Origin of the sequence: Streptomyces sp. NPDC091682 (assembly GCF_044756625.1) — a bacterium.
GTDB lineage: Bacteria > Actinomycetota > Actinomycetes > Streptomycetales > Streptomycetaceae > Streptomyces.
In genome coordinates, this window is sequence record NZ_JBIVTH010000014.1 from 1 (window position 1) to 19,771 (window position 19,771).

The following is a 19,771-nucleotide window of genomic DNA, read 5'->3' on the forward strand; positions in this document are numbered from 1 at the left end:
TCGACGAACGCGGCACCGAACAGCTCGGCCAGGGACTCGTCCCACTCGTCCGGCACGACGCCACGCACGTCATACGCCTTGACGATGTTCGAAAGGTCGGACATTTCCACTCCTTCAGGGGTGAACGGCTGTGCTGCGGACGCTACCCGCCCCCCTGCTCGGCACAGCCCGCCCACGCCCCATCCCACTGCGGCTTTGGCAGATCGCCATCACCCCGGGGCGGCCCCGCCCCTCTCCCGGTACCACTGGGCCGCCGGGCCGATCCGGCTCAGCGGGCCGGGCCCCGGTGCGATCCCGGCCCGCTCCCATGCCTCGTCGGCGCGGTACCAGTGGTCACCGGCCAGCAGCGTGAACTGACGCTCGCTCACCCATCCCGGAGTCGCGGCCAGGGCGTCCAGGCACCTGCGCCACGACCAGTCGACGTCGGGCCGCGCCGGCAACACGCGGTGCTCGGCGAGAACGTCCATGAGGTCCCTGTTGCGCACCGGCTCGGGGTGGTGGGCGTGCAGGACGCCCGTTGCGTCGGCCGCGGCGCCGGCGCCGAGCGCGAGCGCCACGATGAGCCGCGCGAGGTCGTCGACGTCGACGAAGGAGGCGAGCCCGGCTCCTGCGCCCCACCGCGCCGGTACCCGCCGGAAGGAGTCGACGAGGGCCGGTACGGCCCACCGGTCGCCCCGTCCCAGCACGAGCCCCGCGCGCAGGACCAGTCCCCCCGCGTCGAGCACCGCCCCCTCCCCCGCCAGCCGGCTGCTGCTCGCCGCCGATACCGGGGCGGGCACCAACTCGCCCGCTTCCCGCCCCCGATGGGGGCCCGGACCGTAGACCGCGCAGGTGGACAGGTGGATGATCCGCCCCACTCCGGCCCGCCTGGCCTCGGCCACCAGGGCCGCGGTTCCGGCGAAGTTGACCGCAGTGCACCGTTCTGCGTCCGGTCCGACGTAGGAGGCCAGGGACAACAGGACGTCCGAGCCGTCGCACACCCCGCGCAGGGACGGTCCGTTCGTCAGGTCCGCGCCCACCCACTGCGCTCCGGATAAGGCCGTGCGGGCCTGCGTGCGGGACACCATGCGGACCTCGGCCTGCTGGTCCCGCCCGGTCAGTCGGCGCAGCACCGCCGACCCCACGAAGCCCGTCGCACCGGTGACGACGACTCGAGGGGTACTCACGCCCGCTTCCCCGATGCCGGCTTCGCTTCCGGCCCCGACTCCGACTCCACCTCGGACTCCGACTTCGGTTCGCTCGGCGGCAGCGTCAGGCGCAGTCCGCCCCGGATGTCGTCGGCTGCCACGGCGGGCAGCAGGTAGCGCCACAGGGAAGCGATCCGCCGCGGCAGGTCGGCCCGGCCGGTGGACGCCTGGGAGAAGAGCTGCGCCCCGGTGAAGGAGCTGACCAGCACCCAGGCCAGTTCGTGGTCGTCGACGTCCGGCTGGAGTTCGCCCTTGGCCCGGGCGAAGCGCAGTTGCTGACGGAACTCCAGCACCCAGGCCTGGTAGGCGACGTCGTCACGCAGGCCGAACTCGCCCTGCTCCACGGCCAGTCGGACGCCGGCGCGGAGCACCGGATTGTGGCGGAGCTGCTCGGCGAGGTAGAGCGTGATGTCCACCAGGTGCTGCAGGCCGTCCTCCCCGGCGGGGAACTCCAGGCCGTCGCCCTGGCCGACCATGACGGCGTACGCGAGCTCCTCCTTGGAGCTGAAGTGGAAGTACATCCCGCCCTGGGTGACGTCTGCCCGCTTCATGATCTTGCTGATGCTGGCGCCGCTGAAGCCGAACTCGTCGAACACCTCGGCCGCGGCGCGCAGGATGGCCGCTTTGGTCTGAACTGCCCTGAGTTGGGGGGCGCGTTGCTGCTTTCGTTCTGACATGGGCACCTAACTAATCTCGACAAAAAAAACGAACATCCTTTATTTTAGGACCTGCGCCGAACAAGCACCAGCTCATGTCCGACGTTCCAGGGGGGCTCAACCATGACTGTGTCCATTGATCACTCCGCCTCACCCGTCGCCGCGCTCAGCAGCGCCTTACCTCGGGAGTACGTACACAAGAGCGCACACTCGGAAGTCCTGCTCACCGGATGGCGCACCGTCGCACCGGACGAGTACGTCGTCACCGCCCAGTGGCCCCGCACCCACAGCTTCTACACTCCGGACGGCGGTCACCACGACCCCCTCCTCCTGGCCGAATCGGTCCGCCAGGCCATACCGCTCCTCAGCCACGTCGCGTACGACGTCCCCTTCGGTCACCGCCAGATCTGGGACACGTTCAGCTACTCGACCAACGCCGATGCCCTCGCCGTCGGTTCGACCCCGGCCGACATCTCGCTGCACATCCGCTGCTCCGGCATCTCGCGCCGCGGCCGCAGACTCGCGGGTCTCACTATGCACGTGACCGCGACCCGCGACGGAGAGTTCCTCGGCACCGCCGAGGCCGGATTCACCAATCAGCCCGAAGCCGTCTACCAGCGGCTGCGCGGCCAGAACGCGGACCTCGACGAGGTGGCCGCCCGTACGATCCCGCTTCCGCCACCGCTGACCCCCCGCCGCGTGGGCCGCGACCGCTTCCACGACGTGGTCCTCTCCCCCACCAGCTCCACGCGGCGCGCCCAGCTCCGGGCCGACGTCAACCACCCGATCCTCTTCGACCACCCCGTCGACCACGCCCCGGGCATGCTGCTCCTAGAAGCCGTGCGCCAGGCCGCGTACCGGTCCGCCTACCCCCGGCGGGGAGTCCTGACCGATATGGAGATTCGTTTCTTCCGCTACGCGGAGCTGACCTCGGCCTGCTGGATCGAGACGCTCCCGAACACCGAAGGAGCGACCGCGCCGGACCGCCATCCCGTACGCGTCGTCGCCCGTCAGAACGGCGAGGTGATCTTCGCCGCCACGGCGACCATCGCCACCGCGACGACCGTCCCGCTCCGCATGTACGCCGCGCGCTGACCGGCCCGCCCCGGCCGGGGCGACCTCCGGCGATCCCGTCGGCCCATGAGCGCGCCGGCTCATGAGCCGCCCGCCGGATCGGCTCCACCCCTGCGGAAGAACGACGAAGGCGCCTGATCGGGACCGTGCCCAACAGGCGCCTTCGTGCTCCGCCGACCTGCCGGACCGGACCCCGGGGGGCGGACCCGGCAGGTCGGATCAGACCTTCCTGACCACGCTGGACTTCAGCTGCATCGGGCCGAACCCCTCGATCTTGCAGTCGATGTCATGACCGTCGACGCCGTCCACCAGACGGATGTTGCGCACCTTCGTGCCCGCCTTGATCCCGGACGGGCTGCCCTTGACCTTCAGGCCCTTGACCACCGTCACGGTGTCCCCGTCGGCCAGTACGTTGCCGACCGCGTCCTTGATCACCCGCTCCTCGGAGGCACTGCCGGACTCGCCGGGGGCGAGCGGCCACTCGTGCCCGCACTCGGGGCAGACCAGGAGCGCCCCCATCTCGTAGGCGTACGCGCCCGCACATTCGGGGCAGGGAGGCAGCGGGTTCTCAGTCACCCCGCCAGTATATTTCAGGTCCATCACCGCAGGTCGGCGCCCGATCGAGGGCCCGTAGCCCCTGCAGGAACTCACCACCCGCGAGCGTGGGCAGCACGGCGGCGTGCTGCGGATGGCGCCGGCCGCCTCCCCGACGCCGCGGCGACCCCGCCGCCAGGCGGTCATGACGTGCGGCGGGTGGCGTGCAGGCTGCCGAGCAGCGCGAGGCCCCGGGCGCTGGGGCTGTCCGGTTCGGCCTGGTAGATCACCAGTTGCTGACCCGGCGCTCCGAGCACGGCGAAGGACTGAAAACCGAGCGTGAGCGGTCCGATGTCGGGGTGATCGAACTCCTTGGTGTCGCGGGTCTTGCCGCGGACGGTGTGGGCGGCCCCGAGTGCCGCGAACTCCGCGCTGACCTCGCCGAGTTCACGGATCAGCGCCCTAAGGCGCGGGTAGTGCGGATCGAGCCCGGCCGCGTGGCGCAGGCCGGCCACCACCGCCTCGGCCGCACGGTCCCAGCGGACGAAGAACGGCCGGGCCGCGGGGTCGAGGAACGTCATGCGCGCGAGGTTGTCCCGCTGCGCGAACGGGGAGAACAACGCGTCGGCCATCGCGTTGGCCGCCAGCACGTCGGTGGCGGGATTGAGGACGAACGCCGGGGCGCCCGGGTACCCGTCCAGGAGTTGGCGCAGGGGAAGTCCGATCGACTCCCTCGGCTGCGGCCGGTCACCGTCCGGCGCCGTGCCCGCCAACCGGAAGAGGTGTTCCCGTGCCGCTCCGTCCAGTCGCAGGGCGCCGCTGATCGCGTCGAGGACCTGCGGGGAAGGGCCGCGTTCGCGCCCCTGTTCCAACCGGGCGTAGTAGTCGCTGTTCATTCCGGCCAGGACCGCCACCTCCTCGCGGCGCAGCCCTGCCACGCGGCGGTGCCCGTAGGAAACGAGTCCCACGTCGTTCGGCCGCAGGCGTGCGCGCCGGGCACGCAGGAAGTCTCCGAGATCGCTGCTGGTCACGGATCCAGACTAGGGCGCACCACCGAGCAGGTGCCTGGGTGCGGTGCACCCGGGCACCCCACCGCGACCCGCCGCACCTCGCCGCGCCCCGCCGCCAGTGGAATCGGGACGGACGAGCGGCTCGCCCGGGTGGCTGAACTGCCGTTCACAATTGGCGCGTTCCGGCTCATGCTCGCGGCCGATCGGTCCGATGATCTTGCGTAGGCTCGTGTCGTCCGACCCGTACGTCCCCCACCCGAGGAGCATCGTGCCCCTGCCCGTGAACCGTCGTCTGGCCCTCAGTGCGGCCCTGCTCGCGGTCATGGCCGCCGTGGCTCCGGCGACCACCGCCCACGCCGCCCCGACCATCCCGACCGCCCCGACCGCCCCCGATCTCGAAGCGCTGACCCAGGCGTTGCGCAACACGACCGCCGCCGGTGCACCCGGCGCCCTGGCGCGGTTCAGCGGGCCCGGCGGGGTCAGCGTCCGGACCGAGGGGGTGCGCGACAAGGCCACGGGCTCGGCGATGGACCCGCAGGCGCGCTTCCGGATCGGGAGCGTCAGCAAGACCTTCTCCTCCGTCGTCCTCCTGCAGTTGGTGAACGAGGGCCGGATCGGCCTGGACACCGCCGTCAACCAGTACCTGCCCGGACTGCTGCCCGACGACCGGATCACGGTGCGTCATCTGCTGAGCCACCGCAGCGGGCTGGCGGACTACACGAACGCCATGTTCGAGCACACGGTGCCGGGCTTCGAGTCAGTGCGCAACAAGGTGTTCAGCTACCAGGAGCTGGTGGACCTCTCGCTGCGCGAACCCCGGACGACCGAGCCCGGCGTCGCGTACAAGTACTCGAACACCAACTTCGTCGTCGTCGGCATGCTCATCGAGAAGGCCACCGGCAACGGAGTGGCCAAGGAGTACGAGCGGCGCATCTTCAAGCCGCTGAAGCTGCGCAACACCTCCTACGTCCACCCCAGTACGCAGATCAAGGGGCTGCACACGCGCGGCTACCTCCACCCCGACGAGGCCGGGGCGCCGCTGGTCGACTCCACCGAGCAGACGGTGTCGTGGGCCCAGTCCGCCGGAGCGGTGATCTCCAATCCCGCCGATCTGAACACCTTCACGTCCGCGCTGCTCGGCGGGCGGCTGCTGCCCGCCGCCATGCTGGACGCGATGCTCACCGCGACGCCGACCGATGCCACCAACACCCGGTTCTACGGACTCGGCCTGCGCCGCTACGACCTGTCGTGCGGCACCTCGGTCTACGGGCACACCGGCACCGTGCAGGGCTTCTACACCTACGCCTTCTCCACCCGCGACGGGCGCCGCTCCCTCTCCGCGATGGCGAACACCTCGAACAAGGGCGAGGCGAACACGGCCCTCGGCGGCACCCTCGAAGCGGCGTTCTGCGGCAAGCCGACCCCGAAGGCCACGAAGCGCGGATTCGGGATCGCACCGGCCGAAATGGACCTGCTGGAGCACGGCGCGCGCTGACGTCACGGCGCCGTCGCCCCGGGCGGGGCGGACCCGGCTCGCGCGCGCTTTCGCGTACCGCGCCGAGCCGGGCCGCCCGGGTGGGTGGACCTTGTGAAGGAACGGCGAATCTGATGAATCATCAGGTCAACCGTCCCGGACTATTGACTCTGTCGATGGCAGTCGCGATTCTCGTCCCACCGCTTGTTGGGTCCATGACAAAGCACGCCTGTGGCCGTGGCGCGTCGTGCCCCCGAACGGATCCGGCTCCACGACCGCGCCATCCGGCTGACCTTAAGACGTGAGTGATGACCATTTCTCGACACACGCACCACAGGCGTAGGCCCCTGGCGGTCCTGTCATTGCTCCTCGCCGTGGTGGCCATGGTGCTCGGCCCCGTACCCGCTTCCGCCGCCGATCCCGGCTGGTGGAACCCGGTCGCGCGGCCCGCACCCGACTCCGACATCAACGTCACGGGCGAACCCTTCAAGGGGACCGACGCCCAGGGACGGGTCCGGGGCTTCGTCGACGCGCACGACCACCTGATGTCCAACGAGGGCTTCGGCGGCCGCCTCATCTGCGGCAAGCCGTTCTCCGAGGCGGGGGTAGCGGACGCGCTCAAGGACTGCCCCGAGCACTACCCCGACGGCACGCTCGCGATCTTCGACTTCATCACCAAGGGTGGTGACGGCAAGCACGACCCGAACGGCTGGCCGACCTTCAAGGACTGGCCCGCCCACGACTCGCTGACGCACCAGCAGAACTACTACGCCTGGGTCGAGCGGGCCTGGCGCGGTGGTCAGCGCGTGCTCGTGAACGACCTCGTCACCAACGGCGTCATCTGCTCGGTCTACTTCTTCAAGGACCGCGGCTGCGACGAGATGACCGCCATCCGGCTCGAAGCGCAGAAGACCTACGACATGCAGGCCTACATCGACAAGATGTACGGCGGACCGGGCAAGGGCTGGTTCCGGATCGTCACCGACTCCGCGCAGGCCCGTGACGTCGTCCAGCAGGGCAAGCTGGCCGTGGTCCTCGGCGTCGAGACCTCCGAACCCTTCGGCTGCAAGCAGATCCTGGACGTCGCGCAGTGCAGCAAGGCGGACATCGACCGCGGCCTGGACGAGCTGTACCGCCTCGGGGTGCGCAGCATGTTCCTGTGCCACAAGTTCGACAACGCCCTGTGCGGGGTCCGCTTCGACGAGGGAGCCCTCGGTACGGCCATCAACGCGGGCCAGTTCCTGTCGACCGGAACCTTCTGGAAGACGGAGAAGTGCACCGGTCCCCAGCACGACAACCCCATCGGACTGGCGGCGGCCGCGCCCGCGGTGCAGAGCAAACTCCCCGAAGGGGTGGCGATCCCCTCCTACGCCGCCGACGCCCAGTGCAACACGCGCGGGCTCACGGAACTCGGCGAGTACGCGGTGCGCGGCATGATGAAGCGCAAGATGATGCTCGAGGTCGACCACATGAGCGTGAAGGCCGCGAGCCGGTCCTTCGACATCATGGAGTCCGAGTCGTACCCGGGTGTGATCTCCTCGCACAGTTGGATGGACATGGACTGGACCGAGCGGGTCTACAAGCTCGGCGGCTTCATCGCCTCGTACATGAGCGGCGCCGAGGGATTCAGCGCCGAGGCGAAGCGGACGGACGCGCTGCGCGACAAGTACAACGTCGGCTACGGGTACGGCACCGACATGAACGGTGTCGGCGGCTGGCCCGGACCGCGCGGAGCCAACACCCCGAACCCGGTGCGCTACCCGTTCCGCAGCACCGACGGCGGCTCCGTCATCGACCGGCAGACCACCGGCTCGCGCACGTGGGACCTCAACACCGACGGCGCCTCGCACTACGGTCTGGTCCCCGACTGGATCGAGGACATCCGCCTCGTCGGCGGCCAGGGCGTGGTGGACGACCTGTTCAAGGGCGCCGAGTCCTACCTGACCACCTGGGGGAACTCCGAGAAGCACAAGTCCTCGGTGAACCTCGCCACGGGGTCCCCGGCCTCGGCGTCGACCTCGGAGTGGTGGAACCCCTTCGTGAACTACTCCCCGGGCCGGGCCGTGGACGGGGACTCGGGCACCCGCTGGGCGAGCGAGTGGAACGACAACCAGTGGCTGCGCATCGACCTCGGGTCCGCGAACCGGGTGGGGCGCATCACCCTGGACTGGGAGACCGCATACGGGAAGGCGTACCGCATCGAGGTCTCCACGGACGACACGAACTGGCAGACCGTCTGGTCCACGACCGCCGGTGACGGCGGCCTGGACACGGCCCGCTTCTCCGGGGTGCCGGCCCGCTACGTCCGCATCCAGGGACTCCAGCGCGGCACCAAGTGGGGGTACTCGCTCCACGAGGTCGGCGTTTTCAGCAGCTGATCGAGCCGACGGAAGTCCAGGGGCCGGGGCCGGCCGGATCTACTGATCCGGCCGGCCCCGGCCGCCGTGGCACCACACAGCGCACCACGCACCACGCACCGCAGCACGGACCGAAAGGAACGCCCATGGCACGGATGCCCTCGGCCGAGCGGCGCCGGCAGCTGACCGAGGCCGCCATCCGCGCGATGACCCGCGACGGCGTCGCCGCCACGACGACCAGGTCGATCGCCGCCGAGGCGGGCGTGTCCCTGAACGTCTTCCACTACTGCTTCGACTCCAAGCAGGCCCTGCTCGAATCCGTCATCGCGGCGATCACCGACCACAGCGTCGCCCTGGTGAGGGAGGCGATCCAGCCGAAGGCCACCCTTCGCGAGACCGTCCGGGCGGGCTTCCAGGCGTACTGGGACCACGTGTCCGCCCACCCGGGCGAACACATGCTCACCTACGAACTCACCCAGTACGCCCTGCGCCGGCCGGACTTCGAGCACCTGGCGCGGCGGCAGTACGAGCGGTACTGCGACACCTACACCGAGCTAATCGAGCAGCTCCGGCACCACATGACCTTCGAACTCCGCGTGCCCGTGCACGTGTTGGCCCGCTATCTGGCCGCCATGACCGACGGACTGACGCTGAACCACCTCGTCCTCGGCGACGACAGGATTTCGACGGACATCCTCGATGTGATCACCGACCACGTCGCGGGCCTCGTCGGCGACGACAGGGCCGCCGCCGACGTGCGCCCGGCCTAGACCTCGGCGCGCACCTGCCGGGCCGCCTCGACCAGGTTCTCCAGGGAGGCCTTGGTCTCCGGCCAACCCCGGGTCTTCAGGCCGCAGTCGGGATTGACCCACAGCCGCTCCGCCGGGATGGCCCCCAACCCCTTGCGCAGCAGGGCCGTCGCCTCGGCGACGGAGGGGATCCGCGGCGAATGGATGTCCCAGACACCGGGACCGACCTCGCGCGGGTAGCCGGCGCCCGCGAGTTCACCGGCGACCTGCATGTGGGAACGGGCGGCCTCCAGGCTGATGACATCGGCGTCGAGGTCCTCGATGGCCGCCACGATGTCACCGAACTCGGCGTAGCACATGTGCGTGTGGATCTGGGTGTCCGGGCGCACCCCGGCCGTGGCGAGCCGGAAGGACTCGGTGGCCCAGGCGAGGTAGGCGGCGTGGTCGGCGGCCCGCAGCGGGAGGGTCTCGCGCAGGGCGGGTTCGTCGACCTGGATGACCGGGGTGCCGGCCGCCTCCAGGTCGCCCACCTCGTCGCGCAGGGCGAGCGCCACCTGGCGGGCGGTGTCGCCGAGTGGCTGGTCGTCGCGGACGAAGGACCAGGCGAGCATGGTGACGGGGCCGGTCAGCATGCCCTTGACCGGCTTGGGCGTCTGCGACTGGGCGTACGTGGTCCAGCGCACGGTCATCGGGTCGGGGCGGGAGACGTCGCCGGCCAGCACGGGCGGGCGGACGTAGCGGGTGCCGTAGGACTGTACCCAGCCGTGCTGGGTGGCCAGGTAGCCGGTGAGCTGCTCGGCGAAGTACTGGACCATGTCGTTGCGTTCGGGCTCGCCGTGCACCAGCACGTCGATGCCGGCCTTCTCCTGGAAGGCCAGGACCTCCCGGATCTCGGCCCGGATGCGGTCCTCGTATCCGGCGGTGTCGATGCGCCCGGCCCGCAGGTCGGCGCGGGCCGTGCGCAGTTCGGTGGTCTGCGGGAACGATCCGATCGTGGTCGTCGGAAGCAGCGGGAGACCCAGGTGCGCCCGCTGGGCGGCGGCCCGCTCCGGGTACGGCTGGGCGCGCCGCCCGTCCGCGTCGGTGACGGCGGCGGTGCGGGCCCGGACGGCCGGATCGTGGGTGAGGGCGGAGCCGGCGCGGGAGGCCAGGTCGGCCCGGTTGGCGGCGAGTTCGGCGGCGATGGCGTCCGTGCCGCGGGCCAGACCGCGGGCGAGCGTGGCGACCTCCGCGGTCTTCTGGCGTGCGAAGGCGAGCCAGCGCCTCACCTGCGGGTCGACGTCCCGTTCGGCGGTGGCGTCCAGCGGCACGTGGAGCAGGGAGCAGGAGGCGGCCACGTCCACCCGGTCGGCGAGCCCCAGGAGGGTGCCGAGGGTGCCGAGGGACTTCTCGTAGTCGTTGATCCAGATGTTGCGGCCGCCGACGACACCGGCTACGAGGCGCTTGCCCGGTAGGCCCCCGACGGCTGCGAGGTCCTCGAGGTTGCCGGCCGCGGCCTCGGTGAAGTCCAGGGCGAGACCTTCGACGGGGGCCTTGGCCAGTACGGGCAGGGCCTCGCCGAGCCGGTCGAAGTAGGAGGCGACGAGCAGCTTGGGCCGGTCGCTCCGGCCGCCGAGCTCCCGGTAGGCGCGGGCGGTGGCGTTCAGTTCGGCCGGGGTGCGGTCCTGCACCAGGGCGGGCTCGTCCAGTTGCACCCACTCGGCTCCGGCGGCGCGCAGGTCGGCCAGGACCTGGGCGTAGACGGGCAGCAGCCGGTCGAGCAGGGCGAGCGGGTCGAAGTGGGCGCCGACGCCGGGGGCGGGCTTGGCCAGCAGCAGGTAGGTGACGGGGCCGACCAGGACCGGGCGGGCGGTGTGGCCCAGCCCGAGCGCTTCCTGCAGCTCGGCGACCTGCTTGGTGGAGTCGGCGGTGAAGACCGTGTCCGGGCCGAGCTCCGGCACCAGGTAGTGGTAGTTGGTGTCGAACCACTTGGTCATTTCCAGCGGCGCGACGTCCTGGGTGCCGCGCGCCATGGCGAAGTACCCGTCGAGGGGGTCGGCCGCGACGGCGGCGCGGTGCCGCTCAGGGACAGCGCCGACCATCACGCTGGTGTCCAGCACGTGGTCGTAGTACGAGAAGTCACCGGTCGGCACCTCGGTGATGCCGGCGTCGGCCAGCTGCTGCCAGTTCGTCCGGCGCAGTTCGCGGGCGGTTTCCCGGAGGGCTCCGGCGTCGTTGCGGCCCTTCCAGTAGCCCTCGACGGACTTCTTCAGTTCGCGGTTGGGGCCCTGGCGGGGGTAGCCGTACACGGTGGCCGCGGTGGGCCGTCCGGCGGCGGGGGTCGTGCGGGTCACGGAACTCTCCTTCGCGAGCGTTCTCCTGTGGACCCGGTGGGGCCGAGGGCGCGAAGGGATGACGGACCGGGCGGATACCGACCGGATACGGGTGCGTGCGGCTGCACGTGCCCGCGGTCGTCCGCCTGATGTGTCGCCGACCCGCCCACGAGGTCACCGGGATTTCCGTGCGCGATCGGTCGCGCACGGGCAACGGGCAGGTCTTCGGACTCGCGGGCGCGTCCCGTCGTACGGATGCCGTACGAGACTCCTACTGGCCGTCGCTTCCCAGACCCGTCCGGGTCCAGTGCGTATGACGGCGGTCGTTCCCGCTCACCGCTGCGGGGCAGTCCCGGATTCCCACCGGGTTCCCTCTTACGACGCATCCCGCCTGGCGGACGGGGCGAACCAGCTGCCCGGCCAGAGTAGACGGCGTTGCCCGCCGGCGTGCGGAGTTGTCCGGCATCCGGATGGTGAAGTGAGACTCCTGAGGGGCGAAATCCAGCCATGGAGTGAATTGCGTCACTGCGGCGCGAGTTGTGTCCCTCTTGTCCGTTTACCGGATCGAACTGCCCGGTAAGGGCGCTACGTTGCAGCTCCCCGCATCGAGATCGCTCGACGACCACCGGAAGACCGAGGAAGTATGGCTACACCGGTCCCCCGCACCCCACGCGTCCGCGCCCTGACACCCGGCGTCGTGCGTGCCGCCCTGGTGTCCGTGCTGGCATCCGGCGCTCTCACCGCCTGTGCCGCCGACGAGGAGCTGCGGTACGCGACCGACTACGCGAACCACGAACCGCTGGGCGTGGTCGGGTACCCCACCTCCGAGTCCCTCAAGATCACCCAGAGTCTGGTCTGGCGGCTCGCCGACGGCAAGGCCGAGGAGGTGGAGTCGCTCGCGGCCGACCCCGATGACGCGAAGGGGGACGTCGAGCGGACCGCGCGGAACTGGATCCGGTCCTTCCACGAGGGGGCCAAGGGGAAGGTCACCGCCGAGTTCTACGACGAGGGGTCCGTGCGGCAGGTCGTCGTCGTGTACTTCCACGACACGGGCCAGACCAAGTCGTTCGTGGTGCGCCTCACCGGAAGGGCCGGAGAGGACGGCTGGCGCGTGACCATGCGGGAGCCGGATCCGAAGGAGGCCTCGGCCACCCCCGACTGGGTTCCGAGGACCCCCGGGGGCCTCGGCTCGAAGACGGCGCGATGACCCGGTCCGGCATCACCACGAGGTGAAGGGCGCCGCCCCGCGGATCACTCCGCCGGACGGCGCCCCCGGTGCCCGCGGGAACGGGAGCGGCCGGATCAGGAGCGGTCCAGCAGCGTGGTCAGGACCTCGTGGAGGACCGCTGCCGGATCCGCCACCGCCTGCGCCGAACGCCAGGCCACGAAGCCGTCCGGGCGGACCAGGATCGCGCCCTGCGCCGTCGTGCCGTGCACCTCGGTCCAGTCGGCGCCGTTCGCCGGGATCAGATCGGCCTCGGGGCCGGTACCGATCGCGTACACGTCCAGGGGAACGCCCAGCAGTTCGGCGACGGACCGCCCCGCGGCACGCCACGGCGCGTCCTCGGAACACAGCAGGACGAAGGAACGCTCGTAGAGGTCCACGGTGGACTTCGGCTCCGGGTCCCCCGGACCGCAGAGCCACATGTGCGGTGCGCGACTGCCCGGATCGCCGCAGAGCCGCATCCGTTCGGGCACCACGGACTGGTCCGGGTCGGCCCCCAGCACCGCGCCCCGGTTGTAGCGGTAGCCCATGGCCACGGAGAGGACCCCGCCCTGTCGACCGCCGCCGCCGATGCCGGGCACGGACGCGGACCCGGAGGCCGGCGTGGACGTGGGCTCGGCGTCGGGCTCGTACCCCGGGTGGCTGTGCTCCGCCGAACGCGCCGAGGCGCGCTCGCTCGTCGCCCGGGCCACCGGCAACCGCTCGGCCTCGTAGGTCTGTAGCAGCCCCGGCCCGGCCGAACCGTCCAGCACCGCGGCGAGCTTCCAGGCGATGTTGTGGGCGTCCTGGATGCCGGTGTTCGAGCCGAACGCCCCGGTGGGGGACATCTCGTGGGCGGAGTCGCCGGCCAGGAAGACCCGGCCGACCGCGTACCGCTCGGCGACCCGCTCGGCGGCGTGCCACGGGGCCTTCCCGGTGACCTCGACGTCCAGGTCGGGGGCGCCGACGGCCCGGCGGATGTGTTCCACGCAGCGCTCGTCGGTGAAGTCCTCCAACGTCTCGCCCCGGTCCGGGTGCCAGGGCGCGTGGAAGACCCACCGCTCGCCGTTGTCGACCGGCAGCAGGGCCCCGTCGGCATCGGGCTTGGTCAGGTAGCACACGATGAAGCGCCGGTCGCCGACCACGTGGGCCAGCATCTGCGACCGGAAGGTGATGCTCACGTTGTGGAACAGGTCTCCGGAGCCGCTCTGACCGATCCGGAGCGCCTCCCGCACGGGGCTGCGCGGCCCGTCGGCGGCGACGAGGTAGTCCGCGCGCACCGTGCTGTGCTCCCCGGTCTCCCGGTTCTTCACGATCGCGGTGACCCCGCCCGGGTCCTGGTCGAAGGAGAGGAGTTCGGTGGAGAACCGCAGGTCAGCCCCGAGTGAGGGGGTCACGGACATCAGGACCGGCTCGATGTCGTTCTGGCTGCACAGACACCATGCCGCCGGACTGAAGCGCGCGAGCGCGCCGCCCGGATCGATTTCCTCGAAGAGCCACTCCTGGTCGTCACCGGTCAGCGAGCCGCCCTGCATGATGCCGTGGTTGTCCGCCAGGACCGAGGCGGCCTCGCGGATCTGGTCCTCGACGCGGGCGACCCGGAACAGTTCCATCGTCCGTACGTTGATACCGCGTCCGCGGGGGTGCATCGAGGTACCCGCGTGCTTCTCGACCACCATGTGTCTGATGCCATGCCGGCCGAGGAAGAGCGAGGTGCACAGACCCACCAGCGAGCCGCCCACGATGAGGACCGGGACGTGGTGGTCGACGTTTTCCTTCATGGCTCTTCCATGCCCTGTGCGAGGCCGGTTCCCTCGCTCGTTCACCCGCTTGGTTCTCTCCTCTCGCGCCGCAGGGATTACGGGACAACGATCGGTTCGGGTGGCGCCGCCCGTGGCGACCGTGTGGTCTCGAAGGAGTGTGAACGATGACAACCTTGTCGGAACGGATATCCCAGTCCGCCTTCGACGGCTCGAGACTTCGGGTCGTTCTGCTGCTGGATCTGTACGACGGTGCGCAGAATCAGTTCCTGGAGGTGTACGAACATCTCCAGGAACAGGTGTCCTCCGTCCCCGGACACATCAGCGACGAGTTGTGCCAGTCGATCGAGAATCCGTCGCAGTGGCTCATCACCAGCGAATGGGAGAGCGCACCGCGGTTCTTGGCCTGGGTCAACAGCGAGGAACACGTCGCATCGGTGCAGCCGCTCCACGGCTGCGTACGGGACACCCGCTCGCTGCGCTTCAGCGTGCTGCGGGAGGTCGGCAAGGGGCCGGGCGCCGGCTCCCCCTCCCCCACCGGCCCGCCCTCCGCCCCCGCCCCTTCGCCGGACACCGCGGACCGGGCCCGGGGCAGCCTCCAGGTCGCTCCGCGGCGCGGTGACGGCGTGGTCCGCCACGCACTCACCTTCACCGTGAAGCCCGGCAGCGAGCAGGTGGTGGCGGAGCTCCTGGCCGGGTACACGTCCCCCCAGGCCCAGGTCGACGAGAGCACCCGGCTGCGCCGCACCTCGCTGTTCATGCACGGCAACCGCGTCGTCCGGGCGGTCGAGGTCGAGGGCGACCTGCTCGCGGCCCTGCGCCACGTGTCCCAGCAGCCCGAGGTACGGGCGCTGGAGGAGGCCATCAACCCGTACCTGGAGCAGGACCGGGATCTCAGCGACCCCGGGTCGGCCCGGATGTTCTTCACCCGTGCGGCGCTGCCGGCGGTGCACCATGTGGCGGCCAGCGGCCGCGAGAGCGCGGACGTCAGGCGGCACGCCCTCTTCTACCCCGCGAAGGACGGGTGCGGCATGGCGCTGGCCCGGCTGCTCGCCGGGCAGGACGAGGCCGCCGTGGACGATCCGACGAGCCCCATCGAGGGCAGCACCGTCTTCCAGCGCGACGACATCGTCGTGCGCCTCCTCGACCTGCGCGGTCCGCTCGACGCGCGGCCCGCACTGGCCCTCGGCGTCGAGGGCGGCCACAAGGCGGCCGTGCTCGCCCGGCTGCTCGACAGCGCCAAGGACGGCGTCCCCACCACCGACCAGGAGATCTCACGCTTCCTCGCGCGCTCTGAAATGCGCCTGATCACCGACCGGCGTGCGCCGGCCCAAGCCTGAGGAGTTGTCCGTCATGACCGCTCGACTGACCATGGAAGAACTGGCCGCCCTGATGAAGAAGGGTGCCGGCGTCACCGTCGACCCCGCGGACATGGCGAGCCGCCCCGACTCGGGCTTCGACGAGTGGGGGCTCGACTCCCTGGGACTCCTCGGCATCGTCGGTGAGCTGGAGAACCGGCACAGCCGGCCGCTGCCCGCCGACGCGGACCGCTGCAAGTCGCCGCGCGAGTTCCTCGACCTCGTCAACAGCGCCCTGGCGGCCTGACGCCGACGCCCGGGTGACCGCGGACGCCTTCGAGACCGGCTTCGTGCCGGTCTCGAAGGCGTGCGGTCCTATGCCGGCCGGCATCACCCGGGCACGGTGCACTCGAAGGCGTGCAGGTAGGCGTTGACCGGCCGGATCTCGCCGATCACCAGTCCGGCGTCCTCCATGCGGGCGGTGAGGCTGGCCTTGGTGTGCTTCGCGCCGCCGACGTTGAGCAGCAGCAGCAGGTCCATGGCCGTGGTGAACTTCATCGACGGGGTGTCGTCGACCAGGTTCTCGATGATGACGACCCGGGATCCGGGACGGGCCGCCTCGACGACGTTGCGCAGGGTCCTGCGGGTGCTGTCGTCGTCCCACTCCAGGATGTTCTTGATGATGTACATGTCGGCGTCGACCGGGATGGCCTCACGGCAGTCCCCGGGGACGATGTCGGCCCGTGCGGCGAGCGGACCGTCCTCCCGCAGCCGCGGATCCGCCTTCGCCGCCACGCCCGGCAGGTCGAGCAGGACGCCCCGTACCGTCGGGTGCTTCTCCAGCAGGCTCGCCAGCACGTGTCCCTGACCGCCGCCGATGTCCGCGACGACCGAGATCCCGGTGAGGTCGAGGAGCTCCGCCACGTCCAGCGCCGACTGCATGCTGGAGGTGGTCATGGCCCGGTTGAACACGTGGGCCGACTCGTGCGCGTCCTGGTGCAGGTAGTCGAAGAACCCCTTGCCGTACAGCTCCTGGAAGACGCTGTCGCCGGACCGGACGGCGTCGTCGAGCCGCGGCCAGGCCTGCCAGGTCCAGGGCTCCGTGCACCACAGGGCGATGTAGCGCAGGCTGTGCGGGTCGTCCTCGCGCAGCAGTCGCGACATCTCGGTGTGGACGAACTGCCCGTCCTCTGTCTCCGCGAAGATCCCGTAGCAGGACAGGGCGCGGAGCAGGCGTTGCAGGGGCAGCGGCTCGGAGCCGACCGCGGTGGCGAGTTCGGCGGCGGAGGCGGGCGACTCCCCGAGGGCGTCGGCCACCGCGAGGCGGGCCGCGGCCCGTACGGCGGCGGCGCAGGCCGCTCCGAAGACGAGCTCGCGCAGGCGCATGGCCGGCTGGGGGGTGTGCTGGGGGGACGGGATCGGTGTCGGAGTGGGACTTACCGTGGTCATGAGGCCTCGATTCCGCTGATCAGGGGGGTCACGCGTCAGCACATCCCGGCCGGTACGGAAGATGCGCACCGGTTGTTGACGAACTGGTTGCCCGTTCCGGTCCCCTGGTTGGCCAGGTCCGCCGGCTTGTTGTCCCGCACCACGTTGTCCCGGATGACGTTGTCGGTGTTCGTCGCGCCCACGAAGCTCTTGAACAGCAGGATTCCGCCGGACAGCGGGGAGGCTCCGACGTTGCCGCGGATGTCGTTCGAACGCACGACCGTCTGCTCGGCGCCGGTGAGGACGATGCCGACGCCCTGGATGTCGGGGAGACGGGTGTTGCCCTTGCAGAACTTGTTGTTCTCGTGGATCCGGTTGTTGCGGATGGTCATGTCCCCGGCGCCGGGCTCGCCCTCGTCGCCGACGACGAAGATGCCGCCGCAGTTGCCGGTGAGGGTGTTGCCGTAGACGGAGAGGTTCCGCACGCGCCGGACGGTCACGCCGATCCGGTTGCCGGTCAGCGTGTTCCGGCGGATCACGGCGCCCAGGGTGTCGGTGGCGCCGCCCTCCCGATCGACGGTGTTGGCGATGAAGAGGCCCGACTCGACGTTGTCGCGGGCGGTGTTGTCGCGGAAGAGCCCGCGGGTGGATCGCTCTTGGGCGATGCCCCAGGTGCCGTTCTTCTCGGAGATCACCCGCTGGACGCTCAGCCGGTCGGTGTAGGAGGCCCAGATGCCGTTGCGCTTGAAGCCCGAGACGGTCAGCGACCGGATGTCCACGCCGACGACGGGCTGTTCCGCCGTCCCCATGACGCAGATTCCGGTGTCGGCCTGCGAGCAGGCGAGCGCCCTGCCGGACGGCGCCGTCGCCGCGGTCGGCGCCTTGGCCGCTCCGGGTGCCACCGGCGCCGTCGATGCGCCGGGGGCCGGCGGTGCCACGGGCGCGACCGGCGCGACGGCCGTGACCGGCGGCTTGATCACCGTCCGGGCACCGAACCCGCGCAGGGTCAGCCGCTTGGTGATCAGCACGTTCTCGTAGTAGGTGCCGGGCATCACGGTGATGATGTCGCCCGGCCTGGCGTAGTTCACCGCGTCCTGGATCGAGTCGCCCGGGTGCACTCTGCGTCCGGCCTCGGCGGCGGCGGACGGCGCGAGCACGCCGAGACCTGCGGCCATGACGACTGCGATGCACGTGAGGGACTTGATTTGTCGGTTCGTCACGATGCCGAAGTTATGGGCGATTACGACCTATTTCCACACCGCTTGCGCGGATGGATACATCCCGTGGGCAAACGGCCGCATTTTGCCGTCCGGACGAGTGGATAGTCGTACTCCGGGAGACGGCCGAACGGGGGTGACGCCCGATCAGCTCCGGCCCCACGGCGTGTCGCCCGGCCCGGACGGCCCCGGCGGCGGGTCACACGGCGGTGAGGCCCGCCGCTCCGAAGGAGACGTCGAAGCGGTCGCACCAGATGGTGACGCTGGTGAACTCGGCGACGTTCACATCGGCGGGCACCGGGTAGTTCTGGTCCCCCTTGTTGCCCTTGAGCTTGCCGAGGCTCACGTGCTTGCCGTCGTCGAAGACGCGCCAGCCCGCCACGCCCTCCTTCACCGGGGCATCGGCCAGCCACACCCGCAGGTCCGGGCCGTTGCTCGTGTCGAGGTTCGCCAGCCGCACGGTGTGGGACCCATCGGGGAGCCGGATGAGTTCCACCGCGCCGGTAGTGGCGTGCTCGTGGCTGATGAGCGTCCCGCGGGCGACGGTCACCGGGGCGGCCGGGGCACCCGGTACGGCCGCGGGCGCGCCAGGACCCGACGGCGCGGCAGCGGCCGGGAGCGCCTCGCGGACGGTCTCGTCCTGCCACAGCTTCCACGGCTGCAGCCAGTACAGCGCCACTGCCACCACCACCGCCGCCGCGATCGATGCTCCGCCCCACAACCGTCCGCGCCGCCTCGTCCGTGTCACTGCCGTTCCCTCTTCCTCGCCTCGTCCGTCTCTTTCGAATTCAACGCGGTCGGGGCGCCGTGCGCCATGCCCGCACCGATGACGAAAGTCTTACGCCGCACCATCCGGGCGTTGCCCTCCTGCTCCGTGTTCGGGCTGGTGGCAGGGGGTTTCCCGGGCGCCGCCGCGATGGGCGACGGGCAACCCGTCGACCTCGGTACGGGCCGGGGGGAGGCTGGAGCCGTCCGCACGAGGCACGCACCACAAGGGGAAACCATGCGCAAGATGTTCCGCGGCGCCGCCGCGCTCGCCACCGCCGTCGTCGCCGTGATCGCGCTCAGCGGTACGGTCGAGGCCAAGCCGGCCGACGCGTGGGCCGGCTGCCCGGACGGGGCGGTCTGCATCTACCCTCAGAACCAGAACCCCGCCGTCAAGCCGACGCACGTCTTCTACACCTACGGGGCGCACAAGCTGAGCGACCAGTTCGGGAACCACTGGGTGCTCAACAACCAGTACGGCGGTGCTACCGCACAGCTGTGCACGGGTTCCGCGGGCTCGGGCTGCGGCAGCCCCATCGCCGCCAAGACCGGTGTCTACGCCGACCTCACGCCCATCAACTCGGTCCGTCTCAACCCGTAGCGACGCCCCATCCGGGGCGGTGTACGGAGCCGCGCGCCTGGCGGCTCCGTACGCTCGTGTGCTGGTCATACCGATTCGAAGGGGCGGCCGTCCGCCCCACCCCCGCGGTAGCCTGGCCGCTCCCGTACCGCTGCCTGGGCGCACA

Annotated in this window: 17 protein-coding genes and 1 riboswitch; of the genes, 8 read left to right on the forward strand and 9 right to left on the reverse strand. The window is 70.8% G+C overall.

Annotation, left to right across the window (positions count from 1 at the left end; all coding sequences use genetic code 11):
- Nucleotides 1-209: 209 nt before the first annotated feature.
- Complete coding sequence (locus ACIQK6_RS28790) at nucleotides 210-1,166, reverse strand: NAD-dependent epimerase/dehydratase family protein (RefSeq protein ID WP_402695707.1); 957 nt, start codon at nucleotides 1,164-1,166, stop codon at nucleotides 210-212.
- Nucleotides 1,163-1,864, reverse strand: a complete 702-nt coding sequence (locus tag ACIQK6_RS28795) for a ScbR family autoregulator-binding transcription factor (protein ID WP_329104685.1) — start codon at nucleotides 1,862-1,864, stop codon at nucleotides 1,163-1,165. Before ACIQK6_RS28795 ends, ACIQK6_RS28790 begins: the two co-directional genes overlap by 4 nt.
- A gap of 102 nt (nucleotides 1,865-1,966) precedes the next feature.
- On the opposite strand from ACIQK6_RS28795, the gene ACIQK6_RS28800 reads away from it, so the two are divergent.
- Nucleotides 1,967-2,938, forward strand: a complete 972-nt coding sequence (locus tag ACIQK6_RS28800; RefSeq protein ID WP_329104683.1) for a ScbA/BarX family gamma-butyrolactone biosynthesis protein — start codon at nucleotides 1,967-1,969, stop codon at nucleotides 2,936-2,938.
- A 198-nt stretch (nucleotides 2,939-3,136) separates the two neighbouring features.
- Here ACIQK6_RS28800 and ACIQK6_RS28805 read toward each other — a convergent pair whose 3' ends face one another.
- A complete protein-coding gene (locus ACIQK6_RS28805; protein WP_329104681.1) occupies nucleotides 3,137-3,493 on the reverse strand; it encodes a zinc ribbon domain-containing protein YjdM in 357 nt (118 codons plus the stop codon).
- A gap of 161 nt (nucleotides 3,494-3,654) precedes the next feature.
- A complete protein-coding gene (locus ACIQK6_RS28810) occupies nucleotides 3,655-4,482 on the reverse strand; it encodes a helix-turn-helix transcriptional regulator (RefSeq protein WP_402695708.1) in 828 nt (275 codons plus the stop codon).
- Between the two features lie 247 nt (nucleotides 4,483-4,729).
- On the opposite strand from ACIQK6_RS28810, the gene ACIQK6_RS28815 reads away from it, so the two are divergent.
- The 3 genes from ACIQK6_RS28815 (at nucleotide 4,730) to ACIQK6_RS28825 (ending at nucleotide 9,062) form a co-directional block, all read left to right on the forward strand.
- Nucleotides 4,730-5,956 carry a serine hydrolase domain-containing protein gene (locus tag ACIQK6_RS28815; protein ID WP_329104677.1) on the forward strand — a complete coding sequence of 409 codons (1,227 nt, stop codon included), beginning with the start codon at nucleotides 4,730-4,732 and terminating at the stop codon, nucleotides 5,954-5,956.
- Between the two features lie 287 nt (nucleotides 5,957-6,243).
- Nucleotides 6,244-8,313, forward strand: a complete 2,070-nt coding sequence (locus ACIQK6_RS28820; protein WP_402695709.1) for a discoidin domain-containing protein — start codon at nucleotides 6,244-6,246, stop codon at nucleotides 8,311-8,313.
- A gap of 125 nt (nucleotides 8,314-8,438) precedes the next feature.
- Nucleotides 8,439-9,062 carry a TetR/AcrR family transcriptional regulator gene (locus ACIQK6_RS28825; protein WP_402695710.1) on the forward strand — a complete coding sequence of 208 codons (624 nt, stop codon included), beginning with the start codon at nucleotides 8,439-8,441 and terminating at the stop codon, nucleotides 9,060-9,062.
- Here the strand turns inward: ACIQK6_RS28825 and metE are convergent.
- Nucleotides 9,059-11,374: a 5-methyltetrahydropteroyltriglutamate--homocysteine S-methyltransferase gene (metE, locus tag ACIQK6_RS28830; RefSeq protein WP_329104671.1), complete on the reverse strand. Its 2,316-nt coding sequence runs from the start codon at nucleotides 11,372-11,374 to the stop codon at nucleotides 9,059-9,061. The two genes, ACIQK6_RS28825 and metE, sit on opposite strands and share 4 nt — an antisense overlap.
- 177 nt (nucleotides 11,375-11,551) lie before the next feature.
- A riboswitch (cobalamin riboswitch) is annotated at nucleotides 11,552-11,781 on the reverse strand.
- A gap of 215 nt (nucleotides 11,782-11,996) precedes the next feature.
- On the opposite strand from metE, the gene ACIQK6_RS28835 reads away from it, so the two are divergent.
- Nucleotides 11,997-12,560 carry a hypothetical protein gene (locus tag ACIQK6_RS28835; RefSeq protein ID WP_329104669.1) on the forward strand — a complete coding sequence of 188 codons (564 nt, stop codon included), beginning with the start codon at nucleotides 11,997-11,999 and terminating at the stop codon, nucleotides 12,558-12,560.
- 95 nt (nucleotides 12,561-12,655) lie between these two features.
- Here the strand turns inward: ACIQK6_RS28835 and ACIQK6_RS28840 are convergent, their stop codons facing one another.
- Nucleotides 12,656-14,338 (reverse strand): FAD-dependent monooxygenase, encoded by a 1,683-nt coding sequence (locus ACIQK6_RS28840; protein WP_329104666.1) that lies wholly within the window; start codon nucleotides 14,336-14,338, stop codon nucleotides 12,656-12,658.
- 146 nt (nucleotides 14,339-14,484) lie between these two features.
- On the opposite strand from ACIQK6_RS28840, the gene ACIQK6_RS28845 reads away from it, so the two are divergent.
- Together ACIQK6_RS28845 and ACIQK6_RS28850 are read left to right on the forward strand one after the other, a co-directional pair.
- Nucleotides 14,485-15,657 carry a SchA/CurD-like domain-containing protein gene (locus ACIQK6_RS28845; RefSeq protein ID WP_329104664.1) on the forward strand — a complete coding sequence of 391 codons (1,173 nt, stop codon included), beginning with the start codon at nucleotides 14,485-14,487 and terminating at the stop codon, nucleotides 15,655-15,657.
- A gap of 13 nt (nucleotides 15,658-15,670) precedes the next feature.
- Nucleotides 15,671-15,922, forward strand: coding sequence for an acyl carrier protein (locus ACIQK6_RS28850; protein WP_030011473.1), 252 nt, complete (start codon nucleotides 15,671-15,673; stop codon nucleotides 15,920-15,922).
- Between the two features lie 83 nt (nucleotides 15,923-16,005).
- Here ACIQK6_RS28850 and ACIQK6_RS28855 read toward each other — a convergent pair whose 3' ends face one another.
- From ACIQK6_RS28855 to ACIQK6_RS28865, 3 genes are all read right to left on the reverse strand, one after another.
- On the reverse strand, nucleotides 16,006-17,064 hold the full coding sequence (locus ACIQK6_RS28855) for a methyltransferase (protein WP_329104661.1): 1,059 nt from the start codon (nucleotides 17,062-17,064) through the stop codon (nucleotides 16,006-16,008).
- A 35-nt stretch (nucleotides 17,065-17,099) separates the two neighbouring features.
- On the reverse strand, nucleotides 17,100-18,263 hold the full coding sequence (locus ACIQK6_RS28860) for a right-handed parallel beta-helix repeat-containing protein (protein ID WP_329104659.1): 1,164 nt from the start codon (nucleotides 18,261-18,263) through the stop codon (nucleotides 17,100-17,102).
- 196 nt (nucleotides 18,264-18,459) lie between these two features.
- Nucleotides 18,460-19,008: a DM13 domain-containing protein gene (locus ACIQK6_RS28865; RefSeq protein WP_402695711.1), complete on the reverse strand. Its 549-nt coding sequence runs from the start codon at nucleotides 19,006-19,008 to the stop codon at nucleotides 18,460-18,462.
- Between the two features lie 255 nt (nucleotides 19,009-19,263).
- Between ACIQK6_RS28865 and ACIQK6_RS28870 the strand changes: the two genes are divergently transcribed.
- Nucleotides 19,264-19,626, forward strand: a complete 363-nt coding sequence (locus ACIQK6_RS28870) for a hypothetical protein (RefSeq protein WP_329104657.1) — start codon at nucleotides 19,264-19,266, stop codon at nucleotides 19,624-19,626.
- Nucleotides 19,627-19,771 lie beyond the last annotated feature (145 nt).